Annotated in this window: 23 protein-coding genes and 1 other annotated feature; of the genes, 14 read left to right on the forward strand and 9 right to left on the reverse strand. The window is 53.7% G+C overall.

Annotated elements, in window-relative coordinates; translation table 11 throughout:
- Window positions 1-101: 101 nt before the first annotated feature.
- Window positions 102-539, forward strand: coding sequence for a hypothetical protein (locus GJQ69_RS01485; RefSeq protein WP_086036571.1), 438 nt, complete (start codon window positions 102-104; stop codon window positions 537-539).
- Here the strand turns inward: GJQ69_RS01485 and GJQ69_RS01490 are convergent.
- Window positions 472-1,179: a helix-turn-helix domain-containing protein gene (locus GJQ69_RS01490; RefSeq protein WP_086036570.1), complete on the reverse strand. Its 708-nt coding sequence runs from the start codon at window positions 1,177-1,179 to the stop codon at window positions 472-474. The genes GJQ69_RS01485 and GJQ69_RS01490 overlap by 68 nt on opposite strands.
- 123 nt (window positions 1,180-1,302) lie before the next feature.
- On the opposite strand from GJQ69_RS01490, the gene GJQ69_RS01495 reads away from it, so the two are divergent.
- The 3 genes from GJQ69_RS01495 (at window position 1,303) to leuB (ending at window position 5,244) form a co-directional block, all read left to right on the forward strand.
- Window positions 1,303-2,043 (forward strand): histidine phosphatase family protein, encoded by a 741-nt coding sequence (locus GJQ69_RS01495; protein ID WP_086036569.1) that lies wholly within the window; start codon window positions 1,303-1,305, stop codon window positions 2,041-2,043.
- Window positions 2,044-2,416: 373 nt separating this feature from the next.
- Entirely contained in the window at window positions 2,417-4,126 is a 1,710-nt protein-coding gene (gene leuA / locus GJQ69_RS01500) for a 2-isopropylmalate synthase (protein WP_086036568.1), read from the forward strand.
- A gap of 47 nt (window positions 4,127-4,173) precedes the next feature.
- Complete coding sequence (gene leuB / locus GJQ69_RS01505) at window positions 4,174-5,244, forward strand: 3-isopropylmalate dehydrogenase (protein ID WP_086036567.1); 1,071 nt, start codon at window positions 4,174-4,176, stop codon at window positions 5,242-5,244.
- An 80-nt stretch (window positions 5,245-5,324) separates the two neighbouring features.
- Here the strand turns inward: leuB and GJQ69_RS01510 are convergent, their stop codons facing one another.
- The 7 genes from GJQ69_RS01510 to GJQ69_RS01540 are packed head-to-tail and all read right to left on the reverse strand — an operon-like array spanning window position 5,325 to window position 11,780.
- Window positions 5,325-5,555, reverse strand: a complete 231-nt coding sequence (locus GJQ69_RS01510; RefSeq protein WP_086036566.1) for a hypothetical protein — start codon at window positions 5,553-5,555, stop codon at window positions 5,325-5,327.
- A 32-nt stretch (window positions 5,556-5,587) separates the two neighbouring features.
- Window positions 5,588-6,454, reverse strand: coding sequence for a 16S rRNA (adenine(1518)-N(6)/adenine(1519)-N(6))-dimethyltransferase RsmA (gene rsmA / locus GJQ69_RS01515; RefSeq protein WP_086036565.1), 867 nt, complete (start codon window positions 6,452-6,454; stop codon window positions 5,588-5,590).
- A gap of 15 nt (window positions 6,455-6,469) precedes the next feature.
- Window positions 6,470-7,663 (reverse strand): homocysteine S-methyltransferase family protein, encoded by a 1,194-nt coding sequence (locus GJQ69_RS01520; protein ID WP_157658991.1) that lies wholly within the window; start codon window positions 7,661-7,663, stop codon window positions 6,470-6,472.
- 45 nt (window positions 7,664-7,708) lie between these two features.
- A complete protein-coding gene (gene argS / locus GJQ69_RS01525) occupies window positions 7,709-9,400 on the reverse strand; it encodes an arginine--tRNA ligase (protein WP_086036563.1) in 1,692 nt (563 codons plus the stop codon).
- Window positions 9,303-9,830, reverse strand: coding sequence for a YwiB family protein (locus GJQ69_RS01530; protein ID WP_086036562.1), 528 nt, complete (start codon window positions 9,828-9,830; stop codon window positions 9,303-9,305). Before GJQ69_RS01530 ends, argS begins: the two co-directional genes overlap by 98 nt.
- Complete coding sequence (gene murI, locus GJQ69_RS01535) at window positions 9,812-10,654, reverse strand: glutamate racemase (protein ID WP_086036561.1); 843 nt, start codon at window positions 10,652-10,654, stop codon at window positions 9,812-9,814. The genes GJQ69_RS01530 and murI overlap by 19 nt, the downstream gene beginning before the upstream one ends.
- Window positions 10,655-10,703: 49 nt before the next feature.
- Window positions 10,704-11,780 (reverse strand): D-alanine--D-alanine ligase family protein, encoded by a 1,077-nt coding sequence (locus GJQ69_RS01540; protein ID WP_338031354.1) that lies wholly within the window; start codon window positions 11,778-11,780, stop codon window positions 10,704-10,706.
- Window positions 11,781-12,021: 241 nt separating this feature from the next.
- Here GJQ69_RS01540 and GJQ69_RS01545 point away from each other — a divergent pair, with 241 nt between their 5' ends.
- The 8 genes from GJQ69_RS01545 to rplL all read left to right on the forward strand — a co-directional run bounded on the left by GJQ69_RS01545 (window position 12,022) and on the right by rplL (window position 16,566).
- Window positions 12,022-12,837 (forward strand): DUF7674 family protein, encoded by an 816-nt coding sequence (locus tag GJQ69_RS01545; RefSeq protein ID WP_086036559.1) that lies wholly within the window; start codon window positions 12,022-12,024, stop codon window positions 12,835-12,837.
- 151 nt (window positions 12,838-12,988) lie between these two features.
- Window positions 12,989-13,138: a 50S ribosomal protein L33 gene (gene rpmG, locus GJQ69_RS01550; RefSeq protein ID WP_086036558.1), complete on the forward strand. Its 150-nt coding sequence runs from the start codon at window positions 12,989-12,991 to the stop codon at window positions 13,136-13,138.
- A 21-nt stretch (window positions 13,139-13,159) separates the two neighbouring features.
- On the forward strand, window positions 13,160-13,492 hold the full coding sequence (gene secE, locus GJQ69_RS01555) for a preprotein translocase subunit SecE (protein ID WP_086036557.1): 333 nt from the start codon (window positions 13,160-13,162) through the stop codon (window positions 13,490-13,492).
- 21 nt (window positions 13,493-13,513) lie between these two features.
- Entirely contained in the window at window positions 13,514-14,038 is a 525-nt protein-coding gene (gene nusG, locus GJQ69_RS01560; protein WP_086036556.1) for a transcription termination/antitermination protein NusG, read from the forward strand.
- A 155-nt stretch (window positions 14,039-14,193) separates the two neighbouring features.
- Entirely contained in the window at window positions 14,194-14,619 is a 426-nt protein-coding gene (gene rplK / locus GJQ69_RS01565; protein ID WP_086036555.1) for a 50S ribosomal protein L11, read from the forward strand.
- Between the two features lie 63 nt (window positions 14,620-14,682).
- Window positions 14,683-15,375 (forward strand): 50S ribosomal protein L1, encoded by a 693-nt coding sequence (gene rplA / locus GJQ69_RS01570; RefSeq protein ID WP_086036554.1) that lies wholly within the window; start codon window positions 14,683-14,685, stop codon window positions 15,373-15,375.
- Window positions 15,376-15,413: 38 nt separating this feature from the next.
- Window positions 15,414-15,559, forward strand: a sequence feature (ribosomal protein L10 leader region).
- A 30-nt stretch (window positions 15,560-15,589) separates the two neighbouring features.
- Window positions 15,590-16,132, forward strand: a complete 543-nt coding sequence (gene rplJ / locus GJQ69_RS01575; RefSeq protein WP_086036553.1) for a 50S ribosomal protein L10 — start codon at window positions 15,590-15,592, stop codon at window positions 16,130-16,132.
- A 62-nt stretch (window positions 16,133-16,194) separates the two neighbouring features.
- The gene (rplL, locus tag GJQ69_RS01580; RefSeq protein ID WP_086036552.1) at window positions 16,195-16,566 is read left to right on the forward strand and encodes a 50S ribosomal protein L7/L12; all 372 of its coding nucleotides are present in this window, start codon (window positions 16,195-16,197) and stop codon (window positions 16,564-16,566) included.
- 126 nt (window positions 16,567-16,692) lie between these two features.
- Here rplL and GJQ69_RS01585 read toward each other — a convergent pair whose 3' ends face one another.
- On the reverse strand, window positions 16,693-18,111 hold the full coding sequence (locus GJQ69_RS01585; protein WP_086036551.1) for a D-alanyl-D-alanine carboxypeptidase family protein: 1,419 nt from the start codon (window positions 18,109-18,111) through the stop codon (window positions 16,693-16,695).
- Window positions 18,112-18,275: 164 nt separating this feature from the next.
- Here GJQ69_RS01585 and GJQ69_RS01590 point away from each other — a divergent pair, with 164 nt between their 5' ends.
- Complete coding sequence (locus tag GJQ69_RS01590; protein WP_086036550.1) at window positions 18,276-19,412, forward strand: exonuclease SbcCD subunit D; 1,137 nt, start codon at window positions 18,276-18,278, stop codon at window positions 19,410-19,412.
- On the forward strand, window positions 19,409-21,835 hold the full coding sequence (locus tag GJQ69_RS01595; protein ID WP_174192778.1) for an AAA family ATPase: 2,427 nt from the start codon (window positions 19,409-19,411) through the stop codon (window positions 21,833-21,835). The genes GJQ69_RS01590 and GJQ69_RS01595 overlap by 4 nt, the downstream gene beginning before the upstream one ends.
- Window positions 21,836-21,908 lie beyond the last annotated feature (73 nt).

The following is a 21,908-nucleotide window of genomic DNA, read 5'->3' on the forward strand; positions in this document are numbered from 1 at the left end:
CGCTTTGGGGCGCCGCCGCAGCTGTCCTGTTTTTTGTTTGGTTGCAAGTTCTTTAGAATTCGTTTATACTAAACGGATAAGAAGAAAAGAGGCTTTTCACCATGAAATTTACACCGGAACAAAAGGAAATCCTCTGCAGTATGCTGGAACACCGCCGTTTTCCGGTGGTGCGGTTTGAACTGCACCGGGAGGATGACCCCAAACACTGGAAAATCGAACGGAATTATATTTATATGACGGCCCCGGCGGATTCCGATGAGCTGGTTGCCGCCCGCAGTGAAGCGCTGTGCACCCTCATGGAACAGGGTGTGATATTTATTGATTACACAATCCATACATGGGTGCAGGGAGATTATGATGTGTATTACCACAGCAAACTGTATGAAAACCTGTGTCACACCATGCTGCAGCAGGCGAACTCCCCACAGACAGAATATGACCTGCCCTATATGCGAAAGGGATACGTTTCCTTTACACCTGTTTTTTTGCGCCGCCTGCCCCGCCAGCAGGACCCATACGAATCTCAGCACGCTGAATGAGGGTAAATAGGGCGGAGGACAGCGCCGGGTACAGTTCCGAAAGCTTTTCCGGGCTGAGGGAGGGCACTGCTGTTTTTAGCACCCGTACAAGGCCGTCTACATCTTCACCGGAAAGCAGGCAGCGGATATTGGAAAGTGCCACTTCTCCGCTGGCGGCTGCGCGGCCGTCGGCAAGGTGTTCGGAAATGGCGAACATTCCCTGTGGGTTTTTGTTGTTTGCCGCATAAAGAATACGAAATACCCGATAAACAGCCGCGAACAGATAGACAGAAACCTCATCGGTCAGGTCACTGCTGCTGCAACTGTGTGCAATGGCGTACAGCGTGGCGATGGACCGTTCCACAATGGTTTGTTCCGCCGGTGCCTGCACGGTTTCCTCCGACGTGCCGTCCGCCTGTGTTGATACCGGTACCTCGGCGGCAAAACCGGCCGGGTGCGGTGTGCGGCCAAGCAGGTAGTCACAGGAAACACCGTAAAAATCCGCAATTTTTACAACGAAGTCCAGTCCGCACTCACGGATGCCTTTTTCGTAATGAGAGAGCAGTGCCTGTGAAACGCCAAGACTGTTTGCAACAGATTTCTGGCTGAGTCCGCGTTCCTTGCGCAGCAGCGTAATCAGGCGCGGAAAATAGCTGTTCAAAATCTGTCCCTCCCAGTCCATTCATACGGAAATTTGTAAAATAACGTAATGTAAAGTATAAACTAAAATTAACTGGATGTAAACTGCTAGATGTCATGTTTTTTGCAAAAAAGGAGCTATATCATGCAATCATATCTCATTCACCTGATTCGGCACGGCCTGACAGCCGGAAACCTGGAGGGACGCTATATCGGCAGCACCGACCTACCCCTGTGTGAGGAGGGGGAAAGGCAGCTGAAGGAACTAAGAAAGCACCACCCATACCCCGAGGCGGAGGTCTGCTATTCCAGCCCCATGCAGCGCTGCCTGCAGACAGCGGGCCTGCTGTATCCGGACCTTACCCCACAGGTTATTACAGACTTTCGGGAAACGGATTTTGGTGCGTGGGAAAATAAAACCGCCAAGGAACTGGCGGCAGAGGATCCCTCGTTTGTAGAGTGGATGGAGGGTGGAAAGGCGGTTACACCGCCCGGCGGCGAAAACGGCGGCTGGTTTATGCAGCGTACCTGCGCTGCATTTGAGGACCTAGTGGATGGTATGCTGCGTACGGATACCCACACGGCAGTGGCTATTTTGCACGGCGGTTCGATTATGTCCATTATGGCAGCATACGCGCTGCCGCGGGCCAAATTTTATGACTGGCTGACACAGCCGGGCTGTGGGTATTCCCTGCGGATTACACCTGGGCTGTGGATGCGTTCCATGGTCGTGGAAGCATACCAGACAATTCCGATGGAAGGCAAGCCGACACAGGACGAGCAAACCGCGCACCTGGTGCTGGATGCGGCCCGTGCGGCGGCAGACCACCTGTACGGTGAGGAAAAAACGGATAAAGAACCTACAAACGACAAAAATCAGGCTTGACACGCGGCTTTTTCTTGCGCTATAATAGACAAAAATCAATCATTGACAAGGCAATGACGGGAATAAGGCACAGGCAGGCTGCTGCAGAGAGCCGGCGGGCGGTGTAAGCCGGTACAGATGCGTGTGCGTATAGCTCATCCCTGAGCCGCCATCCCCGAACTTCTTTCAAAGTAGGGGCGGACGCTGCGGCAGCGTTATCTGCCGGGGCCTTCTCCATTTTGGACGAGGCCGCAGAGGGCCTCTTTAAGGCTGAAGCTGGGTGGTACCACGGCGTAACTTTCGTCCCAGACACGGTGTATTTCCGTGTCTGGGACTTTTTGTTCCCTGCCCACAGGCCAACGATACAAACGCAGAAAAGGAGAGCTGATAGAACATGAACAACGCCTATAAAAAATATATCCCCTTCCGGCAGATTCCTCTGCCGGACCGGAAATGGCCGCAGAACACTATCACCAAGGCGCCCGTCTGGTGCAGCGTAGACCTGCGTGATGGTAATCAGGCACTGGTGGACCCCATGAATCTGGAAGAAAAGCTGAATTTTTTCCAGATGCTGGTAGACGTTGGTTTCAAGGAAATTGAAATCGGCTTTCCGTCCGCTTCCGAAACCGAATATGAAATTTGCCGTACGCTGATTGAGCGTGACCTGATTCCGGACGATGTGACCATTCAGGTGCTGGTTCAGGCGCGTGAACATCTGATTCGCAAAACCTTTGATGCGATTCACGGCGCCAAAAACGTCATTGTCCATTTCTATAATTCCACATCTACTTTACAGCGCAAAATTGTATTCCGTACAGATATGGACGGTGTAATTGACATTGCTGTTGATGCGGCAAAGCTAATCCGGAAACTGACCGAAAAGGAAGTTTCCGAAACCAACATGAACATCCGATACGAATATTCGCCGGAAAGCTTCAGCGGCACCGAAGTGGAAAATTCCGTGCGCATCTGTGATGAAGTACTGGAAACATTGGGTGCGGCGCCGGAAAAGAAAGTCATTATCAACCTGCCGGATACAGTGGAGATGTGTACGCCGAACACCTATGCGGACCAGATTGAGTATTGTATCCGCAACATGAAGCACCGCGACAGCGCCATTATCAGTTTGCACCCGCACAACGACCGCGGCACCGGCGTGGCTGCCACGGAATTGGCGCTGCTGGCCGGCGCCGAGCGTGTGGAAGGCACCCTATTCGGCAATGGAGAACGCACCGGCAATGTGGATATTGTCACGCTGGCCCTCAATATGTACTCGCAGGGGGTGGACCCGCAGCTCGACTTTTCCGATATCCGCCATGTACGGGAAGTGTATGAACACTGCACCAGCATGAAGGTTCCACCGCGTCAGCCTTATGCGGGTGATTTGGTATTTACCGCATTCTCTGGTTCTCATCAGGATGCCATCAAAAAGGGCGTAGATGCAATGAAAGCGCACGATAAGCCTTATTGGGAAGTGCCTTATCTGCCCATCAACCCGGCGGACATCGGCCGTGCATATGAGCCGGTTATCCGCATTAACAGCCAGTCCGGCAAGGGCGGTGCAGCCTTTGTTATGCAGCAATCCTTCGGGTTCCAGCTGCCAAAGGCGATGCAGGCGGAGTTCGGCGCGGTGGTTAAACAGGCCTGCGACGAGGCGGGCCGAGAGCTGCTGCCTGAGGAAGTTTACGGTCTGTTCAGCAAAGAGTATCTGGAAGTGAAATCACCGTACAATTTGAAAGCCTATAAGCTGGCCGAAGAAAACGAAGACGAGGAGAACGCAGAGGGTTCCGGTGCCGTCAGTTTTTCCGGCAACCTGCGTTTCCACCATACAGACCACCCTGTCAGTGCCGTGGGCAACGGCCCAGTAGACGCCTTCTTCCGTGCGCTGGCACAAGTCAGCATTCGGGACTACAGCTTTGTCACCTATCAGGAACACGCTATTTCCCGCGGCTCGGACAGTAAGGCTGTTTCCTACATTCACCTGAAGGACGCACAGGGGAAGGACGCGTTTGGTGTGGGCATTGACAGCAACATCAGCCTTGCCTCCATTAAGGGAATTATTTGTGCCATCAACCGCAGCCGCAGAGCGAAAGCAAACCAGTAACCTAAACAGTATTTTATTCTATATTTTCTATTTGGGAGGTTATGAATATGCAGACATATCAGATTGCCGTGCTGAAGGGTGACGGTATCGGTCCGGAAATTGTAGAGCAGGCCATGAAGGTACTGACCAAGGCCGGACAGAAGTTTGGCTTTGCGGTCCAGTTTCAGCAGGCGCTGCTGGGTGGTGCGGCGATTGATGCCGACGGTGTGCCGCTGCCGCAGAAAACAGTGGACATCTGCAAGGCAGCGGACAGCACGCTGCTGGGCGCTGTGGGCGGCCCGAAGTGGGACGGCCAGCCCGGCAGCAATCGCCCGGAAAAAGGGCTTCTGGGCATTCGGTCGGCGCTGGGACTGTTTGCAAATCTGCGGCCGGCGGTCATTTTTCCAGAACTGAAAAGTGCATCGCCGCTGAAGGACGAGATTATCGGTGACAATCTCGATGTCCTTATCGTTCGTGAACTGATAGGCGGCATCTATTTCGGTGAACGTGGCCGCTGTATAGAAAACGGCCAAGAGGCCGCTTATGATACTGAAAAGTACAGCGTACCGGAGATTGAGCGCATTGTGCGGGTAGGCTTCCAAATGGCCATGAAGCGCCGGAAAAAGATGTGCAGTGTCGATAAGGCTAATGTGCTGGAGTCTTCCCGCCTGTGGAGAGCCACGGTACAGCGGCTGAGCAAAGAGTATCCGGAAGTGGAAGTTTCCTATATGTATGTGGACAACTGCGCCATGCAGCTGGTGCGCAACCCGCGCCAGTTTGACGTGATTGTTACCTCTAATATGTTTGGTGACATTCTTTCGGACGAAGCGAGCATGATTTCCGGTTCCATCGGCATGCTGGCCTCTGCCAGCCTGAACGACACGAAATGCGGCCTGTACGAGCCGATTCACGGTTCCGCACCGGACATTGCGGGCACTGGCAAGGCAAACCCGCTGGCGACCGTTTTATCGGCCGCTATGATGCTGCGCTATTCACTGGACCAGCCGCAGGCGGCGGACGCCATTGAGGCGGCTGTGTCCAATGCACTGACAAAGGGCCGTACCTGTGACATTGCCGGTAAGGGCCTGCCGGTCCTTTCCTGCAGTGAGATGGGCGATTTGGTGTGCAGTCTGCTGTAACATTCTAATAAAATAGAAAATGCTGCCGGTCCCTGTGGAATTACCCGCGGGACCGGCAGCATTATTTTTATCGGTTGTTTTTACGGTTGGGGAGAACTGTCAGGCTTGTCCGGCACGTCTTCCGGAAGCGGTTCTTCCCACGCATGGAAGGCCAGATAAATGCCGCCCAGCGCGGTGACAACAGCGACGGAAGCCGCCGCGATTGACCAGCTGTCCCATTCCAGCGGGCTGGACACCATCGCAAGCAGCGTACAGCCGAGGGAAATAAAGAAAAAGATTTCTGACATTTTTCCATCTGACCAGTCCAACACAGAAGAACACCTCCATAAACAGAATCAGCGTTTTAGGACGGAAAGGCAGCGGGATATAAAAGATTACTCAGTGCAGCCAGCTGTTCCAGTGTCAGCCGTTCCGCCCGCACCGAAGCCGGCGCGTCTATTTGCTTCAAAGCTGCCTGCACGGTGGCTTTCGGCAGGGAAAGTCCGGCAGAAACCGCATTTGCGGCCGCTTTTCGCCGCTGACCAAAGGCAGCCCGCACGACACGGAAGAAGAACGTCTCGTCCCGCAGCTGTACCGGCGGCGCTTTCCGAACCCGCAGCTGAATGACGGCGGAGTCCACTTTGGGGCTGGGCAGAAAACTGCCGCGGCCTACCGGAAACAGCAGCTTTGGCTCGGCATAATACCACACAGCCGCACTGACGGCGCCGCAGGCACGGGTACCGGGAGCGGCGCACAGGCGTTCAGCTGCTTCTTTCTGCACCATGACGGTCAGGAACTCAATGGGCAGCTTTTCCTCCAGTAATTTCATAATCACAGGAGAAGTGATGTAGTACGGCAGATTGGCACATACCGCAATGTGCATTCCGGCGAATTCCTGCTGCAGCAGGGCGGGCAGGTCCAGTTTCAGGACATCTCCCTGTACGACGTGAACGTTCTGGAAAGGCTGCAGCGTTTCCGCCAGAACGGGAAGCAGGCGGCGGTCCAGTTCCACCGCACAGACTTTCTGTGCGCGTGCGGCCAGCTGAACAGTCAGTACGCCAATGCCCGGGCCAATTTCCAGCACACCGCAGTCGGGGCCAGTGACACCTGACTCCGCCATACGGGGACAGACCGTTGGGTCAATGAGAAAGTTTTGTCCCAGCTGCTTGCGAAATGTAAAACCATGGCGGGAAAGCAGCTCCCGTATGGTTTGTCTGTTCGATAAATCCATGACAACTCCTAACGTTCAGTACAGGACAGCGCCGTATTTTCGTGCAAGCGGTTCCAGCACTTCTGGTTCCAGCTCGCAGTCACTGTCGATAATCAGCCGGCCCTGAAAATACCGCAGTGCAGCGTTCAGAACCGGTTTGGAGTCGGCGTGTACGGCAATGGGCTGACGCGTCATGTGCGCAGCGGCGGCAAGAATTTTTGCGTCAGTCAGGTCCGTGACATTCACTAGCGTAATGCTGGCGGAGTCGTCGTCCATTGCAATCAGTTCCTCGCCCAGCCGTGCAGAACAGGTCAGCGGCCGGCTGAAGGAATAGTCATCCGCAAGGAAGAAAGCTTCGTTCTCAATGGTGGCCGCGTTGCAGTCCGGCTCCCGCGGTATTTTCGGCGGGGTGTACGTTTTCAGTAGGTTTTTCAATGCCCGAATATGGGCCGGTTTGGTAAACAGGCATCCACCGACAATGGAAGCTCCCGTGTCCATCAGGCGCCGCATAGCGGCAGCCCACTGTTCGGGTGGCAGCTGTGTGTTGCCGGGGCGGGCAATCAGCGGTACAGTGGTATGCGATGCTGCATCTTCCATGAGGCGAACCATTTTGTCCGGAGCACAGGTGAAGTTGAGACCGACAGCATCCGCACCCATGGCCTGCAGAGTGAGCAGGACAGGAAGCAGATGGGCACCGGTTGCGGTGCGCCCCGCTTTGTCAACAGCAATGGTAACGAATACCGGCAGACGGCTGGTGCGGGAAGCCAGCACCAGCGCGCGCATATCGGACAACGCCGCTTGGGTGCCGGCCAACAGAAAATCCACACCAGCCTTTTCCAGTGCGCGTACCTGCTCCCGGTAAATGTCATAGACATCGTCAAAGTCGGCTTTACCGTGCGGAGGCACCAACAGGCCGGTCGGTCCTACCAGTGCGCCAACCGGATGCCCGCCGGCATTTTCACGGCTGAGAGCCGTAAGCCGAAGATTCAGTTCCTCAGTCCTGCCGGCAAGGCCAAACGGTGCCAGACCGGCGCGATTGGCGTGCAGTGTCGGGGAAAGGATAGCATCGCTGCCGGCAGCAAGAAAGCTTTGCTGCACCTGCCGCAGAAGGTCAGGGTGGTCACAAGCCCACTGCTCCATGCAGACACCGCTGGGCATACCGGCAGCCGTCAGGTTTGTGACAGCGCCGCCGTCCAGCAGCATGGGCAAAGGGAATGGAAACTCTTCCACTCGCTTCATCACCTGCTTTTCAAAGATTCGGAACAAAACCGAAACTCACATGGATTCCGGTGCTGTAATTTTCAGCAGAGAAAGCACATTGTGCAGAACAGTACGCACACAGCTGCACAAATACAGCCGTGCGGCAGCCAGGGAGGATTCTTCCCCTTTAATTCTGCACGCGCTGTAAAATTTATGGAACAGCGTAGCCAGCGTCAGCGCATAACGCGTCATGCGGGCAGGGTCATAATCTTTTGCAGACTCGATAATTTCGCCGGTATAAGCGGATAGATGGTGAATCAGTTCGATTTCTTCCGGCGCGGTCAGCAGGGCCAGTTCCTCATCCGTGCAGTCCCGCAGTTCGACGCCCTCTTCTTTCATGGTGCGGAACAGACTGCACAGGCGGGCGTAGGCGTACTGCACATAGTAAACCGGATTCTTGCTGTCCTGTTGAACAGCCAATCCAAGGTCAAAGTCCATTTCTGAATTCGGCTCCCGCATATTGAACAGGAAGCGGGCAGCATCTACCGGAACTTCGTCCAGCAGGGTGACCAAAGTGATGGCGTTGCCGCTGCGTTTGCTTGCCTTGACAACTTGGCCGTCACGCACCAGACGAACCATCTGCATCAGCAGGACATCCAGCCGGCTGGTATCTACACCCAGTGCCTGCAGGGCACCTTTCAGGCGGGGCACATAGCCGTGGTGGTCGGCGCCCAGCACATCAATGGCCTTGTCAAAGCTGCGGGTGACCAATTTATTATAATGATACGCAATATCCGGAACGACATACGTCGGAACACCGTTGGCACGCACCAGAACGAAATCTTCGGAGCCGTAAGGCTCGCCCTTAAACCAGAGGGCGCCGTCCTTTTCATAGGTGGCGCCGTGTTCCTTCAGCTGCTCAATGACGCGCCTAACCGCGCCGCTTTGGTGCAGTGTGGATTCCCGGAACCAGTTATCATACCGAATGCGGTATTTAAGTAAGTCGTCCTGCAGGCCCTGAATATTCAGCGGCAAGGCATAGTCAACCAGTGCCTGCCGGCGCTCCGGATCCGGTGCGTTCACATAGCGGTCACCGTTTATCTTGGCAAAATTTTTGGCGTGTTCCGTGATGTCCGCACCATGGTAGCCATCCTCTGGGAAGGGAACCGCATCCTCACCCTTGTACAGCTGCAGATAGCGGGCTTCCAGCGACAGGCCAAATTTGTTGACCTGATTGCCAGCATCATTGACGTAGAATTCTCGCTGTACCTGATAGCCCGCGGCGTCCAGAACAGAGGCCAGGCAGTCGCCAATCGCACCGCCGCGCGCGTTGCCGATGTGCATGGGGCCGGTCGGGTTGGCGGAAACGAACTCTACCAGCACACGTTTTCCGCCGCCGAAGCTGCTGCGGCCGTAGGATTCACCGTTTTTGGCAACGTCACGCAGCACCGCAGTGTAGAATTCCGGCCGATAGAAAAAGTTTAAAAAGCCGGGGCCTGCAATTTCACAGCGGCTGAAAAATGTATCATCCAAATGAATGTTTGCTGCCAGCGCCTCCGCAATTTTGCGCGGCGCCATGTGGAATGCGCGCGCGCTGACCATGGCAGCATTGGCGGCCCAATCACCGTGGGCACGGTCGGCTGGAACTTCCAGTGTAAAATCAGGAAGTTCACTGGCAGGCAGCGCCTGCGCTGCCTGCGCTTTGGCTGTGGCTGACAGGATTTCCTGCCGCAGCTGGTCCTTTGCCTGCTGTACGTATTTTGACATTTTTATGGTCTACCTCCTTGACGGTAATGTAAATCTGGTTCACGCTGGACAAATTTGCGTTTAGGTCCAGTGTATAATTGACAATCAGCCGGCCGCCCTCATCTGTCAGCTGGTTGTCCACATTGGAAGTATAAACCCCCAGCATCATTTGGCCGTATTCGGTGGAGTACTGGCACATATGCCGTTTTCCGTTTTCGAGAATCAGACGGGTGCCGTCCATACCGCCGCGCATCAGGGTAATACAGCGGCTATCCTCCACTTTCAGCACAGAGGTCTGTGAGTGGTTGGTATCCTTATCATATTCTTTATAAGTGATAAAACGCTTGCCGTTTTTTTTAATATAGGAACCAAAGGCGGTTACTTCAATTTCACTGGTTTGGTCGTTGACCATTTGGCGGCCGCGTATGGAAATCAGATAGTTTTCTTCCATGGAACAGCTCCTTCGTATTTATCAATGTCAACCAAATGTACGTCGCTGTGTACATCTTCACGCAAGAAAAAGCCGGCGACCTTTGAAAAATCGTTAATGCGGTCGCTGACAAAGAATGAACAACCGCCGCTGCCGCCCTGTGCCAACAGGCTGTCCTTTTCCAGCAGTGTCCGGCAGTAGACAGCTGTTTCGCGCCCGCTGTCAATCAAGCGGACCTTTTCGCCCACCACTTCACCGATGATGCGCTTGATGATAGGGTAGTGGGTACAGCCGAGAATGACGGTATCCACGTCCGCTGCACGCAGCGGTGCAAGATATGTTTCCGCCACTTTTTTTGTAATATCGGGGTGCTCCAGCGAAAAACCGGACTCTACAATGGGAACGAACAGTGGGCAGCTTTTGGCAAAAACCTGCAGCTGCGGGTTCAGTGTTTGCAGTGCCTGTTGAAAAGAACCGCTGCGAATGGTCGCGGCAGTCGCAATTACGCCGATGCGGCCGTTGTGGGTGGCCGCCGCCGCTGCGCGGGCGGTTGGCTCCAGCACGCCGGTGAAAGGAACGGGAAGTTCCTTTGCCAAAAGGGAGCCGGCCACACTGCTGGCAGTGCCGCAGGCCGCCACAACCATTTTGACATTTTTGCTCATCAAAAAGGCGGCGTCCTGACGGGAATACTGGGTGATGATTTTGGGGCTGCGGCCGCCGTAAGGCACGCGGCCTGTGTCGCCAAAGTAAACAATTTGCTCCTCCGGCAGAATGCGCAGCATTTCACGCACAGCGGTCAGGCCGCCGAGGCCGGAGTCAAAAACGCCGATAGGCCGATTATCCATATTCTCTGTTGTCCTTTGCTGTAAAAATTTACAAAATGGGCCGTATGGCTCACATATAGCGTTTGCGTTCTTCGGCCAGAGAGATGAGTTCGTCCAGCAGCTGGGCGATCGGCTTGCCGCAGGCTTCCCACAGCTTGGGGTACATACTGATGGCGGTAAAGCCGGGCAGTGTGTTCAGTTCATTCAGCAGAACCTCTTTGCCGCCGCGCACGAAAAAGTCCACACGGGCAAGGCCGGTGCAGCCCAGCAGCCGGTAGGCACGGCAGGCAATGTGCCGCAGTTCATCGGCAACAGGGGCGTCCAGATGTGCCGGAATGTACAGTTGACTCTTGCCGTTTTTGTACTTATCGTCATAGTCATAAAATTCCGCGCCAGCGCCGATTTCGCCGACGATGCTGGCCTGCGGGCATTCGTTGCCCAAAACGGCGCACTCCACTTCCTGCCCATCGATGGCTTCTTCCACAACGATTTTGCTGTCCTGCAGGGCTGCAAGGGCAACGGCGGCGTCCAGCTCATCGGTACTTTTTACTTTAGAGATGCCAACACTGGAGCCGGCATTGGCGGGCTTCAGGAAGATAGGCCAGCCGAGGCGGGCGTCAATTTTACGCTGGATTTTCAGACGGCCCTCACCGCTGTAATTTTCGGCAAAAAACCATAGAAAATGTGCCTGCTTGATATTCCAGCTGGCCAGCAGGGTGTGGGTGACGGCTTTGTCCATGCAGCAGGCACTTGCCAAAGTGGGGCAGCCGACATACGGAATGCCGCTGACGTGCAGAAGGCCCTGAATGGTGCCGTCCTCGCCGTTTTTGCCGTGCAGGGCGGGAATGACGCAGTCCACATGAATGGTCTGGAAGCCGTCCGGTCCCTCGGTTACGATGCCGTGTACGGAAGTGTCCGGTGAAATACAGGCACGGCGGCACGCGGCGGTGTCCGTTTCCCATGCGCCGGAACGGATGGAATCGGTGGAACCGCTGTAAAGAAGCCAGCGTCCGTCTTTGGTGATGCCCAGTGTTAAAACGTCGTATTTATCTTTGTTTAGGTTTTCCGCAATGGTGGCCGCCGAAACACAGGACACTTCGTGCTCGGATGAGCTGCCGCCAAACAGAACTGCTACTGTTTTCTTCATAATATTTTCCTTCCATGAAGCGCTGCAGCGTTTTTCCGACGGGCGCTTCTGTCAGATGCTTTTCTGTATTTTGATATACAATTTATCATACCACAACCCCCGCCCGGACGCAATGCTGACAACCGTATAAATGAATGATGACAAAAAGCAGTTTATGTAGTATAATAATGAAAACCTAATCCTTAGAAATGAAGTGTCTGTCCCATGGCGGGCAGGATAATATGATACAGGAGTGATGACTTTGGAGCAGAAGGCGTTTAAGCAGGTTGTAACCCGGCTGCGTGCGGTGCTGGAAAAGCAGGGCTTTCCGCTGAACCAGGACAGTGTATGCCAGAACAGCGAGGGAATGCATGCGTTTTTCATTGGCCGGGAAATGGCCTACGGCGTCTTTTATGAAGCGGAGAAAAAGCGCTTTATCCTGCGCTACTGCAGTGTGGAAAACGGCCAGCCGGAGGGCAAGTGGCGAAACCGTTCCGCTCTGCTGTTTGACCCGGAGAACGAGGAAGATGCCAGTCGCCAAACGGACAGCATTATTGCCGACTTTACCGATGAAGTTACGGAAAAGGATAATAAGGAAGCGGTTGTGCAGCGGGTGACGAAGCACCGCCGCCACCGTGGGGAAGAAAGCAAGACGGATGCCCTCTTCTTTTACAATCGTCTTGTCAATGTTTTTCCTGAGCTGCGGGAGGAAATTATTCAGGAACGCGTTACCTACGGACAAATCCGCACGGCAACCTTTGCCCGTGAAAAAGTTCTGCCGAAAATGCATACCCTTTTGCAGGGAGATGCCCAGAAGCAGCAACTAAAAAAGCTGGCGGAAATTTACAGCGAGCTGTATGCCAACGGTGACACCGATGTGCACGCGGTTATTACCTTTGTTTTGCTCAATTCCCTTTCCGATGCGGAAGTGGAAAAATTGGAACCGTACTTTACACCGGAAATGAAAATTGGCTGCCAGTTTGCCCGCAAGATGCGCGGCAAAAAACTGAAGCCGGAAAAGCCGAAGAAACAGTCGAAAAACCGCGTCGTTGCTACCCTGAATGACATGGAGCGATAAAGCAAAAAAGCAAAAATTCCTTGACAGTTTCAGCCGAATATGATAAGATAAAAATACCTCATAAAGGGGTATTTTTTTTGCACCCTTTTCTAGAGGGAGGCCGGGACAGGTCTATGTCCCAATATTTTTCCGGAATACGGGAGGTGCCGTCATGAGAGTAAAGGTAGTATTGGCATGCACAGAGTGCAAGCAGCGTAACTACAACACGATGAAGAACAAGAAGAACGACCCGGACAGACTTGAAATGCATAAGTATTGTCCTTTCTGCAAGAAACATACCCTGCACAAGGAAACCAAGTGATTCGGACGGAGGGAACAGCAGATGGCTGACAAAAAGAAAAAAGCTGGCAGCAAAGCCCCGCAGGCTGCGGTTGCTGGCGAAAAAAAAGCCGCGAAAAAAACTGACAAAGCTGTTGCCAAAACAGAAGGAACCAAAGCTGCCAAAACCCAAAATGGGAAAAAGAAAAGGGCGGTTGGCCGTTTCTTCCACGATTTGAAAGCCGAAATCAAAAAAATCGTCTGGCCCGCACCGCGGGCAGTTTGGAGAAATGTGGGAATCGTTGTGGTCATGATTGCAGTCGTAGGTGTCTGTGTGTTTGGCCTGGATGAAGCATTTACCAACCTGCTGCATCAGTTTATGAATGTCGCAGTATGACGAAAGAAGTGAGGTATGACAATGGCTGAGGAAGCGTGCTGGTATGTTGTGCATACCTACTCCGGTTATGAGAACAAAGTTGCTTCCACGTTGGAAAAAACGGTGGAAAACCGCAAAATGCAGGATCTTATCCAGCAGATTATGGTTCCAACGGAGAAAGTCACGGAGATTAAGGACAACAAAACCCGTGAGGTGGAGCGCAAGCTGTTCCCTGGCTATGTGCTTATCAAAATGGTTCTGACGAATGAATCATGGTATGTTGTGCGCAATATCCGCGGCTGCACCGGTTTTGTCGGCCCGGACAACACCAAACCGGTTCCCCTGACCGAAGAGGAAGTACAGAAACTCGGCGTAGAGAAAAAAGACGTGGAGGTTTCGTACCGGGTGGGCGATTCTGTCAACATTATCGACGGGCCTTTCGACGGCTTCGTTGGTGTGGTGGAGGATATCGACACCGAGAAGAACCGCGTGCGTGTTACCATTAACATGTTCGGCCGTGAAACACCTGTCGAGTTGGAACTGGGACAGGCAGAAGTAATGGATTAACTCAAACCAGCGGGCCCGTGCGGCCCACAATAAAACAGAAACTCTGCGGGAAACCGCTGAAGTGGGGGGCTGTGTAAGCCCCCGTGGGAGGAACGCACCAAATTTGTTTTTCAGTGTGTTCCGTTTTTACCACAAATTTTGGAGGTGCAATTACAATGGCTCAAAAGGTTACTGGTTACATTAAGCTCCAGATACCTGCCGGCAAGGCAACCCCGGCGCCGCCTGTAGGACCGGCTCTCGGTCAGCACGGCGTCAACATTATGGCGTTCACAAAAGAATTTAATGAGCGCACCAAAAAGGACGCGGGGTATATTATCCCGGTCATTATCACCGTTTATGCAGACCGCTCCTTTACTTTCGTTACCAAGACACCGCCTGCCGCTGTCCTGATTAAGAAAGCCTGCGGAATTGACACTGCCTCTGGTGAACCGAACAAAACAAAAGTTGCTAAGATTACCAAAGAGCAGGTCAAGCAGATTGCAGAAACAAAGATGCCCGACCTGAATGCGGCTACTATCGAATCTGCCATGAGCATGATTGCTGGTACTGCCCGCAGCATGGGAGTCGAGGTCGTTGACTAAATCGACTACCCGGGTGGGAGGAACTTATCATCCGTATTTACCACTTTACAGGGAGGATAACCAATGAAACACGGAAAAAAATACGTCGACGGCGCAAAGCTGATCGATCGTTCTAAATTTTATGATCCGCAGGAAGCCCTTGAGCTGGCCGTAAAAACCGGCACTGCTAAGTTCGACGAAACAGTTGAACTGCACGTTAAGCTGGGTGTCGACAGCCGTCACGCAGACCAGCAGGTCCGCGGTGCGCTGGTTCTGCCCAACGGCACCGGCAAAAAGGTGCGCGTGCTGGCTATCTGCAAGGGCGATGCTGCCAAAGATGCGCAGGACGCCGGTGCCGATTATGTCGGCGCAGAAGAAATGGCACAGAAGATTCAGGGCGGCTGGATGGATTTTGACGTTGTCGTTACGACCCCGGACATGATGGGCGTTGTTGGACGTTTGGGCAAAATCCTTGGCCCGCGTGGTCTGATGCCTAACCCGAAGGCCGGTACAGTTACTCGCGAAGTCGGCAAGGCTGTTAAAGAAGCCAAAGCCGGTAAGATTGAGTACCGTCTGGACAAGTCCAACATCATTCACTGCGTGATTGGCCGCATTTCCTTCGGCGCCGAGAAGCTGACTGAAAACTTCAACGCACTGATGGGCGCTATCGTAAAGGCAAAACCGGCCACTTCAAAGGGTCAGTATGTCCGCTCCTGCGTAGTTGCTTCTACAATGGGCCCTGGCGTACGCGTTAACCCGAGCAAATTCGGTGCCTAATTTTTCAAGGTGCTCTTGACACACAGATATGCTGTGTGTTATACTTTTTAAGCTGTCCAAAGACAGCAGGTGCGTTTTGCGCAAAGGGCTGTGCCCGCCTGCCGAGGAAAGCGGAAATTTTCACTGTATCAGTGTAAACTTCAGCCTTTCCCGCAGGTGTGGGAAAGGCTTTTTTGTTGCAGAAGTACAATCGGTTCAATGGAGGTGAAACCATTTGCCAAGCAAAAAGGTTTTAGACGCAAAGCAGCAGGAAGTCGCTGCTCTTGCAGAAGAAATTAAAAAAGCAAACGTCGGTATCCTGGTTGACTACAAGGGTATTACGGTTGCGGACGACACAAAGCTGCGTAAGGAGCTGCGTGAAGGCGGGAATACCTATAAGGTTGTAAAGAATACCCTGCTGAAGCGTGCTCTGGCTGAAGCTGGTGTGACTGGCCTTGATGACCTGCTGAGCGGCACAACCGCTTTTGCAGCCGGTGAGGACTATGTCAGTGCAGCAAAGGCCCTGAAGGGTTATGCCGACGCAAAGAAGAACAAGGACTTTAAGGTTAAAGGCGGTTTTGTTGACGGTGCAGCTGTCGGCACAGATGAAATTACAACGCTGGCTAGCCTGCCCAGCAAGGAAGTCCTGCTGTCTCAGGTCCTGAGCAGCATGAATGCACCAATCACTGGTCTGGTCACCGTACTGAACGGCACCATCAAGGGCCTGGTTGTTGCACTGAATGCAATTGCCGAAAAGCAGTCCGCCGTACAGGCGTAACTGTTTGCAGAACAGAAAAATATTCTGACGAAATTCGATTCGCTTGATTTGGAGGTACAAATATGTCTGAGAAAGTTGATAAGCTCGTTGAAGAAGTAAAGGGTCTTACCGTTCTGGAGCTGTCTGACCTGGTCAAGGCTCTGGAAGATGAATTTGGTGTTTCCGCAGCTGCTCCGGTAGCTGTTGCTGCTGCTCCGGCTGCTGCTCCGGCTGCAGAAGAAAAGACTGAGTTTGACGTTGTTCTGAAGTCTGCCGGCGGCAACAAGATTCCGGTTATCAAGATTGTCCGTGATGCAACTGGTCTGGGCCTGAAGGACGCAAAGGCTCTGGTCGATGCTGCTCCTAAGGCTGTCAAGGAAGGCGTGTCCAAGGACGACGCTGAGGACCTGCAGAAGAAGCTGACTGATGCTGGTGCAGAAGTCGAACTGAAGTAATTTCACCTCTTCAATTCTTCAATATAGAAAAGGCACCCTTGCGGGTGCCTTTTTTCTTTTGCTCTTTTTCAACAAAAGGCGGGTTGCCGGTGAAAAACTTTTTCGGCAGCCCGCTAAACTGTTTTCTTAAAAGCGTCTGTATTTATGTACTTTGCGCAGGTCGGATTTTCGGCGGCTGTAAAAGACTGCCAATACAATATAAACTGCCAGCAGAATGAGAATGACAATGAAAATAACAACGAACCATGGGGCGGTAAAAACAGCTTTTGCAGCACTGGCGGAATGGACGAGTTCACTGCGGCTGATGTCTTCATTGGAAACCAGCCGGACGGTTGCCAGCTTTTGTTTGGCGTACGTCAGTGTTGCCGTGCCGATAATCTGCCCTTTCTGCACGGGTGCGTTGACAGCGGAATTGACATTCGGTGTGACCTCCACGCTGTTGGCACTTACACCTTCCGGCAGAACCGCCGTTACATCTTTTTCTGGATACAGCGTAATAGAGTCCCGATTCCAGGCGTAGTTCAGCGGTACTTCCCAAATGGGCTGTTTGGAGGACGCAACCTGTACGAGGTTAAAATTGCTGTAAATCCATTTGTACAGATTTGTTGTATCAATCATCTCGCCATATTGTTTTTCATTGATGGGTGCACCCATGAGTACGCACAGGTAGGTTCGGCCACCGTAGATAGCGGTGCTGACCAAGCAGCGTCCGGATTCACTGGTGTGGCCGGTCTTAATGCCCTTGACATAGGGGTTGTAGTACAGCCCGCCCTGTGCGCCACGGTCAATCATGGCATTGGTTGTGGTCAGCTGCCGTTTGACGGTCGGCTGATTCAGCGGTGTCAGGTTGTACACAGTGGTGTTGCAGATTTCCTGAAAGTAGTTAAGGTTTAAGGCGTACTTGGCCATGAGGGCCATGTCATGCGCGGTGGTGTAGTGGTTGACATTGTGCAGGCCATTTGGGTTTACAAAATGGGTGCCTGTACAGCCCAATGCCTTGGCTTTGCTGTTCATCATTGCCACAAACTTACTGACGTCACCGTTACCCACATAGGTTGCCAGCAGCAGTGCCGCGTCGTTGCCGGAGGGCACCATCATGGCATACAGGAGCTGATGAATACTGAACTTTTCACCAACCTTTAATCCGGCGGTGGAGCTGCCGGTGCCGTCAATGATTTTCTTTTCTTTATCGGTGTAGGTCATGGTGGCGGTATCCACATTTTTTACATTTTCAATCGTAATAATGAAGGTCATGATTTTCGTTGTGGAGGCCGGGTACATTTTTTGGTTAGCGTTCTGTTCAAACACATTCGTGTCGGTGTCCAGGTTGACCAGTGCGGCTGCCTTGGAGTTGAGCGTAAAGTTTGGCTTAAAGACACTGTCCCCGCTTTGTGCGGCAGACTGGGTAACGGCGCCGCTGGCAACAGCGGAAGAACTGCTTGCTGTCCGGGGCTGTGCCGTGCTGCTACCGGCGGCATATACCGGCAGACAGCCCGCCGCAGTGACGGACAGAAGAAGCAGCAGCGAAAGCAGGCGTTTCTTCATGGAAGTTGTTCCTCCAATGTGATAAAATAACAGAGAATGCAAATTCCTCTGCGTATATTTCAAAAATTCATATATTCAAGTATACCAGCATTTCAGGAAAAAGGAAAGCCGCAAACTGTACTTTTCATGGCGGCTGCATGTAAAAAAGAGGGGAGTCAACCGATATGAAATTGCTGCATACAGCGGACTGGCATTTAGGGAAAGCTTTGTATGGGCGCAGCATGCTGGAAGAGCAGAAATGGTTTTTAATGCAGTGGCTGCTGCCGCTGATTGAGCAGGAAAAACCGGACGCTGTTCTGCTGGCCGGGGATATTTTTGACCGGCAAGTGCCGCCGGTGGAAGCAGTGGAACTGCTGAATACATTTTTGTGCGGACTTGCGCAGCAGGGGGTTCCACTGGTGGCGGTTTCCGGCAATCATGACAGTGCCCGCAGACTGTCACTGGGGACGTCTCTGCTGCGGCGGGAAAAGGTTGTCCTTGCGACCCGTCCGGAGGAAGTCTGGATTCCCTACACGATTCAGACAGCGGACGGTCCCCTGTGCTGCTACACATTGCCTTACTGTGAACCTGCCGCCGCCCGGCAGGCACTGCAGGTGCAGGAAGATGGGCCACGCACCATGGATACGGCCTTCCGCGCGCTGCTTGCCCGTGTCCACTTGGACCCGACGGCAAAAAATGTATTGATTACCCACTGCTTTGCCGCCGGCGGGCGCATCAGCGCCAGTGAAAACCCTGCTTTTGTGGGTGGCAGCAGCCAGGTGGGGCTGGACTGCTTTGCGCCGTTTGATTATGTGGCACTTGGACATCTGCACGCTTCACAGAAAGCGGGAACCGGTCGCTACGCGGGCTCCCCGCTCAAGTACAGCTTTGATGAGGCAGACCAGAAAAAAGGCGTTACATTGGTTACACTGGACAGCACAGGCACCCACACGCAGGTTGTTGCCATTATACCGCCGCATGATGTGCGGGTGCTGAGCGGCCGGTTTGAGGAACTGCTGGCGGCAGCAAAAGAAACACCCAGTAAAGATTATTTGCAGGTTCGGCTGACGGACACCAGTCCGGTTTTTCAGCCGATGGATCAGCTGCGGACCTACTACCCAAACCTGCTGCACCTTTCCAGCGACTGGCTGCTTTCCGCCGGAGATGGGGAGGACAGCGCGTTTCGCCGCGAGATGCGCTGCCGCCGTGTCAGTGACGAGCAAATTTTTACGGCGTTCTTACAGCAAATATGCGGAACGGAACCGACGGAGCAGGACCTAGCTTTGTTCCGAAAAGAAATGAAAAAGGAGGGACAGGAATGAATCCAGTCAAGCTGACCATGCAGGCTTTTGGTTCGTACCGAAAAAAGACAACGATTGACTTTACACTGCTGGGGGAACATCCGCTGTTTCTCATAACCGGTGCGACCGGCGGCGGCAAAACGACCATATTGGACGCCATGTGCTTTGCATTGTACGGACGCTCTACCGGCGGCCGCCGCAGCTGGGGCGAAATGCGCAGTTTAGGTGCCGCACCGGAGGAGGAAACGCTGGTCGAATTCATTTTCTCTTACCGCAATACCTTATATAAATGGTTCCGCAGCCGTAAGTGGCACATTTCCAAGCGTACCAAAAAACAAAAAGAAGACGACACATGCGAATGTTTTCAACAGGATGAGCAGGGACAGTGGAAACTTTTGCAGGCGGGTTCAGACAAGGCACTTCGGGAACAGGCGGAACAGCTGCTGGGCCTTACTTGTGAACAGTTTTCACAGGTGGCAGTGCTGCCGCAGGGGGATTTCCTAAAGCTGCTGCTGGCAAAGTCTGTGGACAAAGCGAAACTGCTGCAGACACTGTTTGGTACACAAAAGTGGGAGCATTTGACTCGCCGTGTCCGTGATAAGGCGGAACAGCTGAAAATAGAGGCAGATAAGAACGTGTCTTCACAAAACACCATTTTGGAAGGCGAGCAGGTGAAAGACCGAGAAAGCCTGCAGGCAAAATGTAAAAAGCTGCAGGAGGGCTGTGAACAGGTGCAGAAAGCGCTGGCAGCCGCACAAAAACATTTGGAGGACTGCAGCCGTGCCTATGACCTAGCGTCAAAGGCTGCTTCCAATTACGACCAGCGGCAGCGCCGAAAGACAGAGGAAGAGCAGGCACTTGTGAAGGACAAGGAAGCGGAGCAGCAGGCGAAAAACGCACAGGCACAACTGCCGAAGGCGGAAGATTTCCGCGGGCAGGCCGCACAGCTGCGGGAGGAGGCAGCGGCTAGAGAAAGCGCCCTGGCTGCCGCCCGCCGGCTGCGTGCGCTGCAAAAAGAAACGGACGCTGTGCGGAAAACCATTGTACAGAAACAGCAGATACTGACAAAGGCGGAACAAGACCAGCAGGCGGCGCAGGAGCATCGGCAGGCGGGAAATCGTTTTGTTGATGACCTGCACCGCAAGGAAACGGAGAAAGCAGCGCTGGACGAAGTAATCGAGCGGGAAAAACGCCGAGATGCGGCGGCGGTGCTTGCCGTATACCTGCGGGACGGGTGTGCCTGCCCAGTTTGCGGTGCACTGGAACATCCAAACCCCACGCAGCCACCGCGGGAATTGGTGCAGCTGCAGCAGCAGGCCGCCAGCCTGCTGAAAGAAATTAGCAAACTGCCGCGTGCCAACGCGCGTGTAAAGGAACTGGAACAAATGCAGGAAGCGGCACGTAGCCGTGCCCAGCAGGCACGCGACGCACTGGCAGAGCAGCAGCGTGTGCTGGCTGAAAAAGAGGCATCACAAAAGGAAATTGTCCTGCAAATGCAGGGCAGTGCTTCCTGTGACCAGCTGGAGCAGACCATTCGCACGCTGCGGCAGCGTGCAGCCGGATTGGAACAACAGGAGCAGCAGCTGCGCCGCCGTGCGGCAGATGCGCAAAGTGCTGCCGCCGCCGCGCATACCGCCCTGCAGACAGCACAGAAAGAAAGTGCTGCGAGTGAGGACCAGTATCAAAAGGCTATTGAGGCCTACCGCAGCCAGCCGAATGTGATGCAGGGAGTCCCTCGTCCAGATGATACGGTGGCCGCCGAACAGAAAAATGCAGCGCAGAGAACAGTTACGCAGCTGGCCGGTGAAAAAGGGCGCGCAGAGGAGAGCTTTCAAAATGCGCAGCGTTCCTGCCGTCAGCTGCAGCAGTTGGAGGAAGCAGGACAGAACCTTGGCAGCCGTTATGCCGTTGCCCGCCGTCTTGCGGATATGCTTTCCGGACGGACTGCCCACAAGGTGCCCATTCAGCAGTTTGTACTCGGCATTATGCTGGACGACATTCTGTCCAGCGCGAACAATTTGTTTTCAGACCTTTCCGGCGGCAGATATCGTCTGCTGCGTTGGACTGGTCCAGTCAGCGGCAACGCTATGGCGGGTTTGGACCTTGTGGTACAGGACGCTGCCAGCGGCGGGGAACGGGACGTGGCGACGCTGTCCGGCGGGGAATTGTTTCTCGCGTCTTTGTCGCTTGCGTTTGGCCTTTCCGACGTGGTGCAGAGTTACTCTGGCACGGTACGGCTGGATTCCCTGTTTATCGATGAGGGCTTTGGTTCACTGGACCAGGAAACGCTGGATACCACTATGGGCGCACTGTTGCGCCTGCAAAAAACCGGCCGCACCATTGGCATTATTTCGCACGTCACCGAGCTGCAGACGGTTATTAAAAAGCAAATTATCGTGGAGCCGCTTCCGGACGGCAGCAGCAGTGTTCGGATAGAGGCGTAAATAATACCACTAGATAGCAAAAAAGGTCTGCCCGCATGAAACAGGCAGACCTTTTTTATAAAGAGGAAGGAAT

Origin of the sequence: Caproicibacterium lactatifermentans (assembly GCF_013315815.1) — a bacterium.
GTDB lineage: Bacteria > Bacillota > Clostridia > Oscillospirales > Acutalibacteraceae > Caproicibacterium > Caproicibacterium lactatifermentans.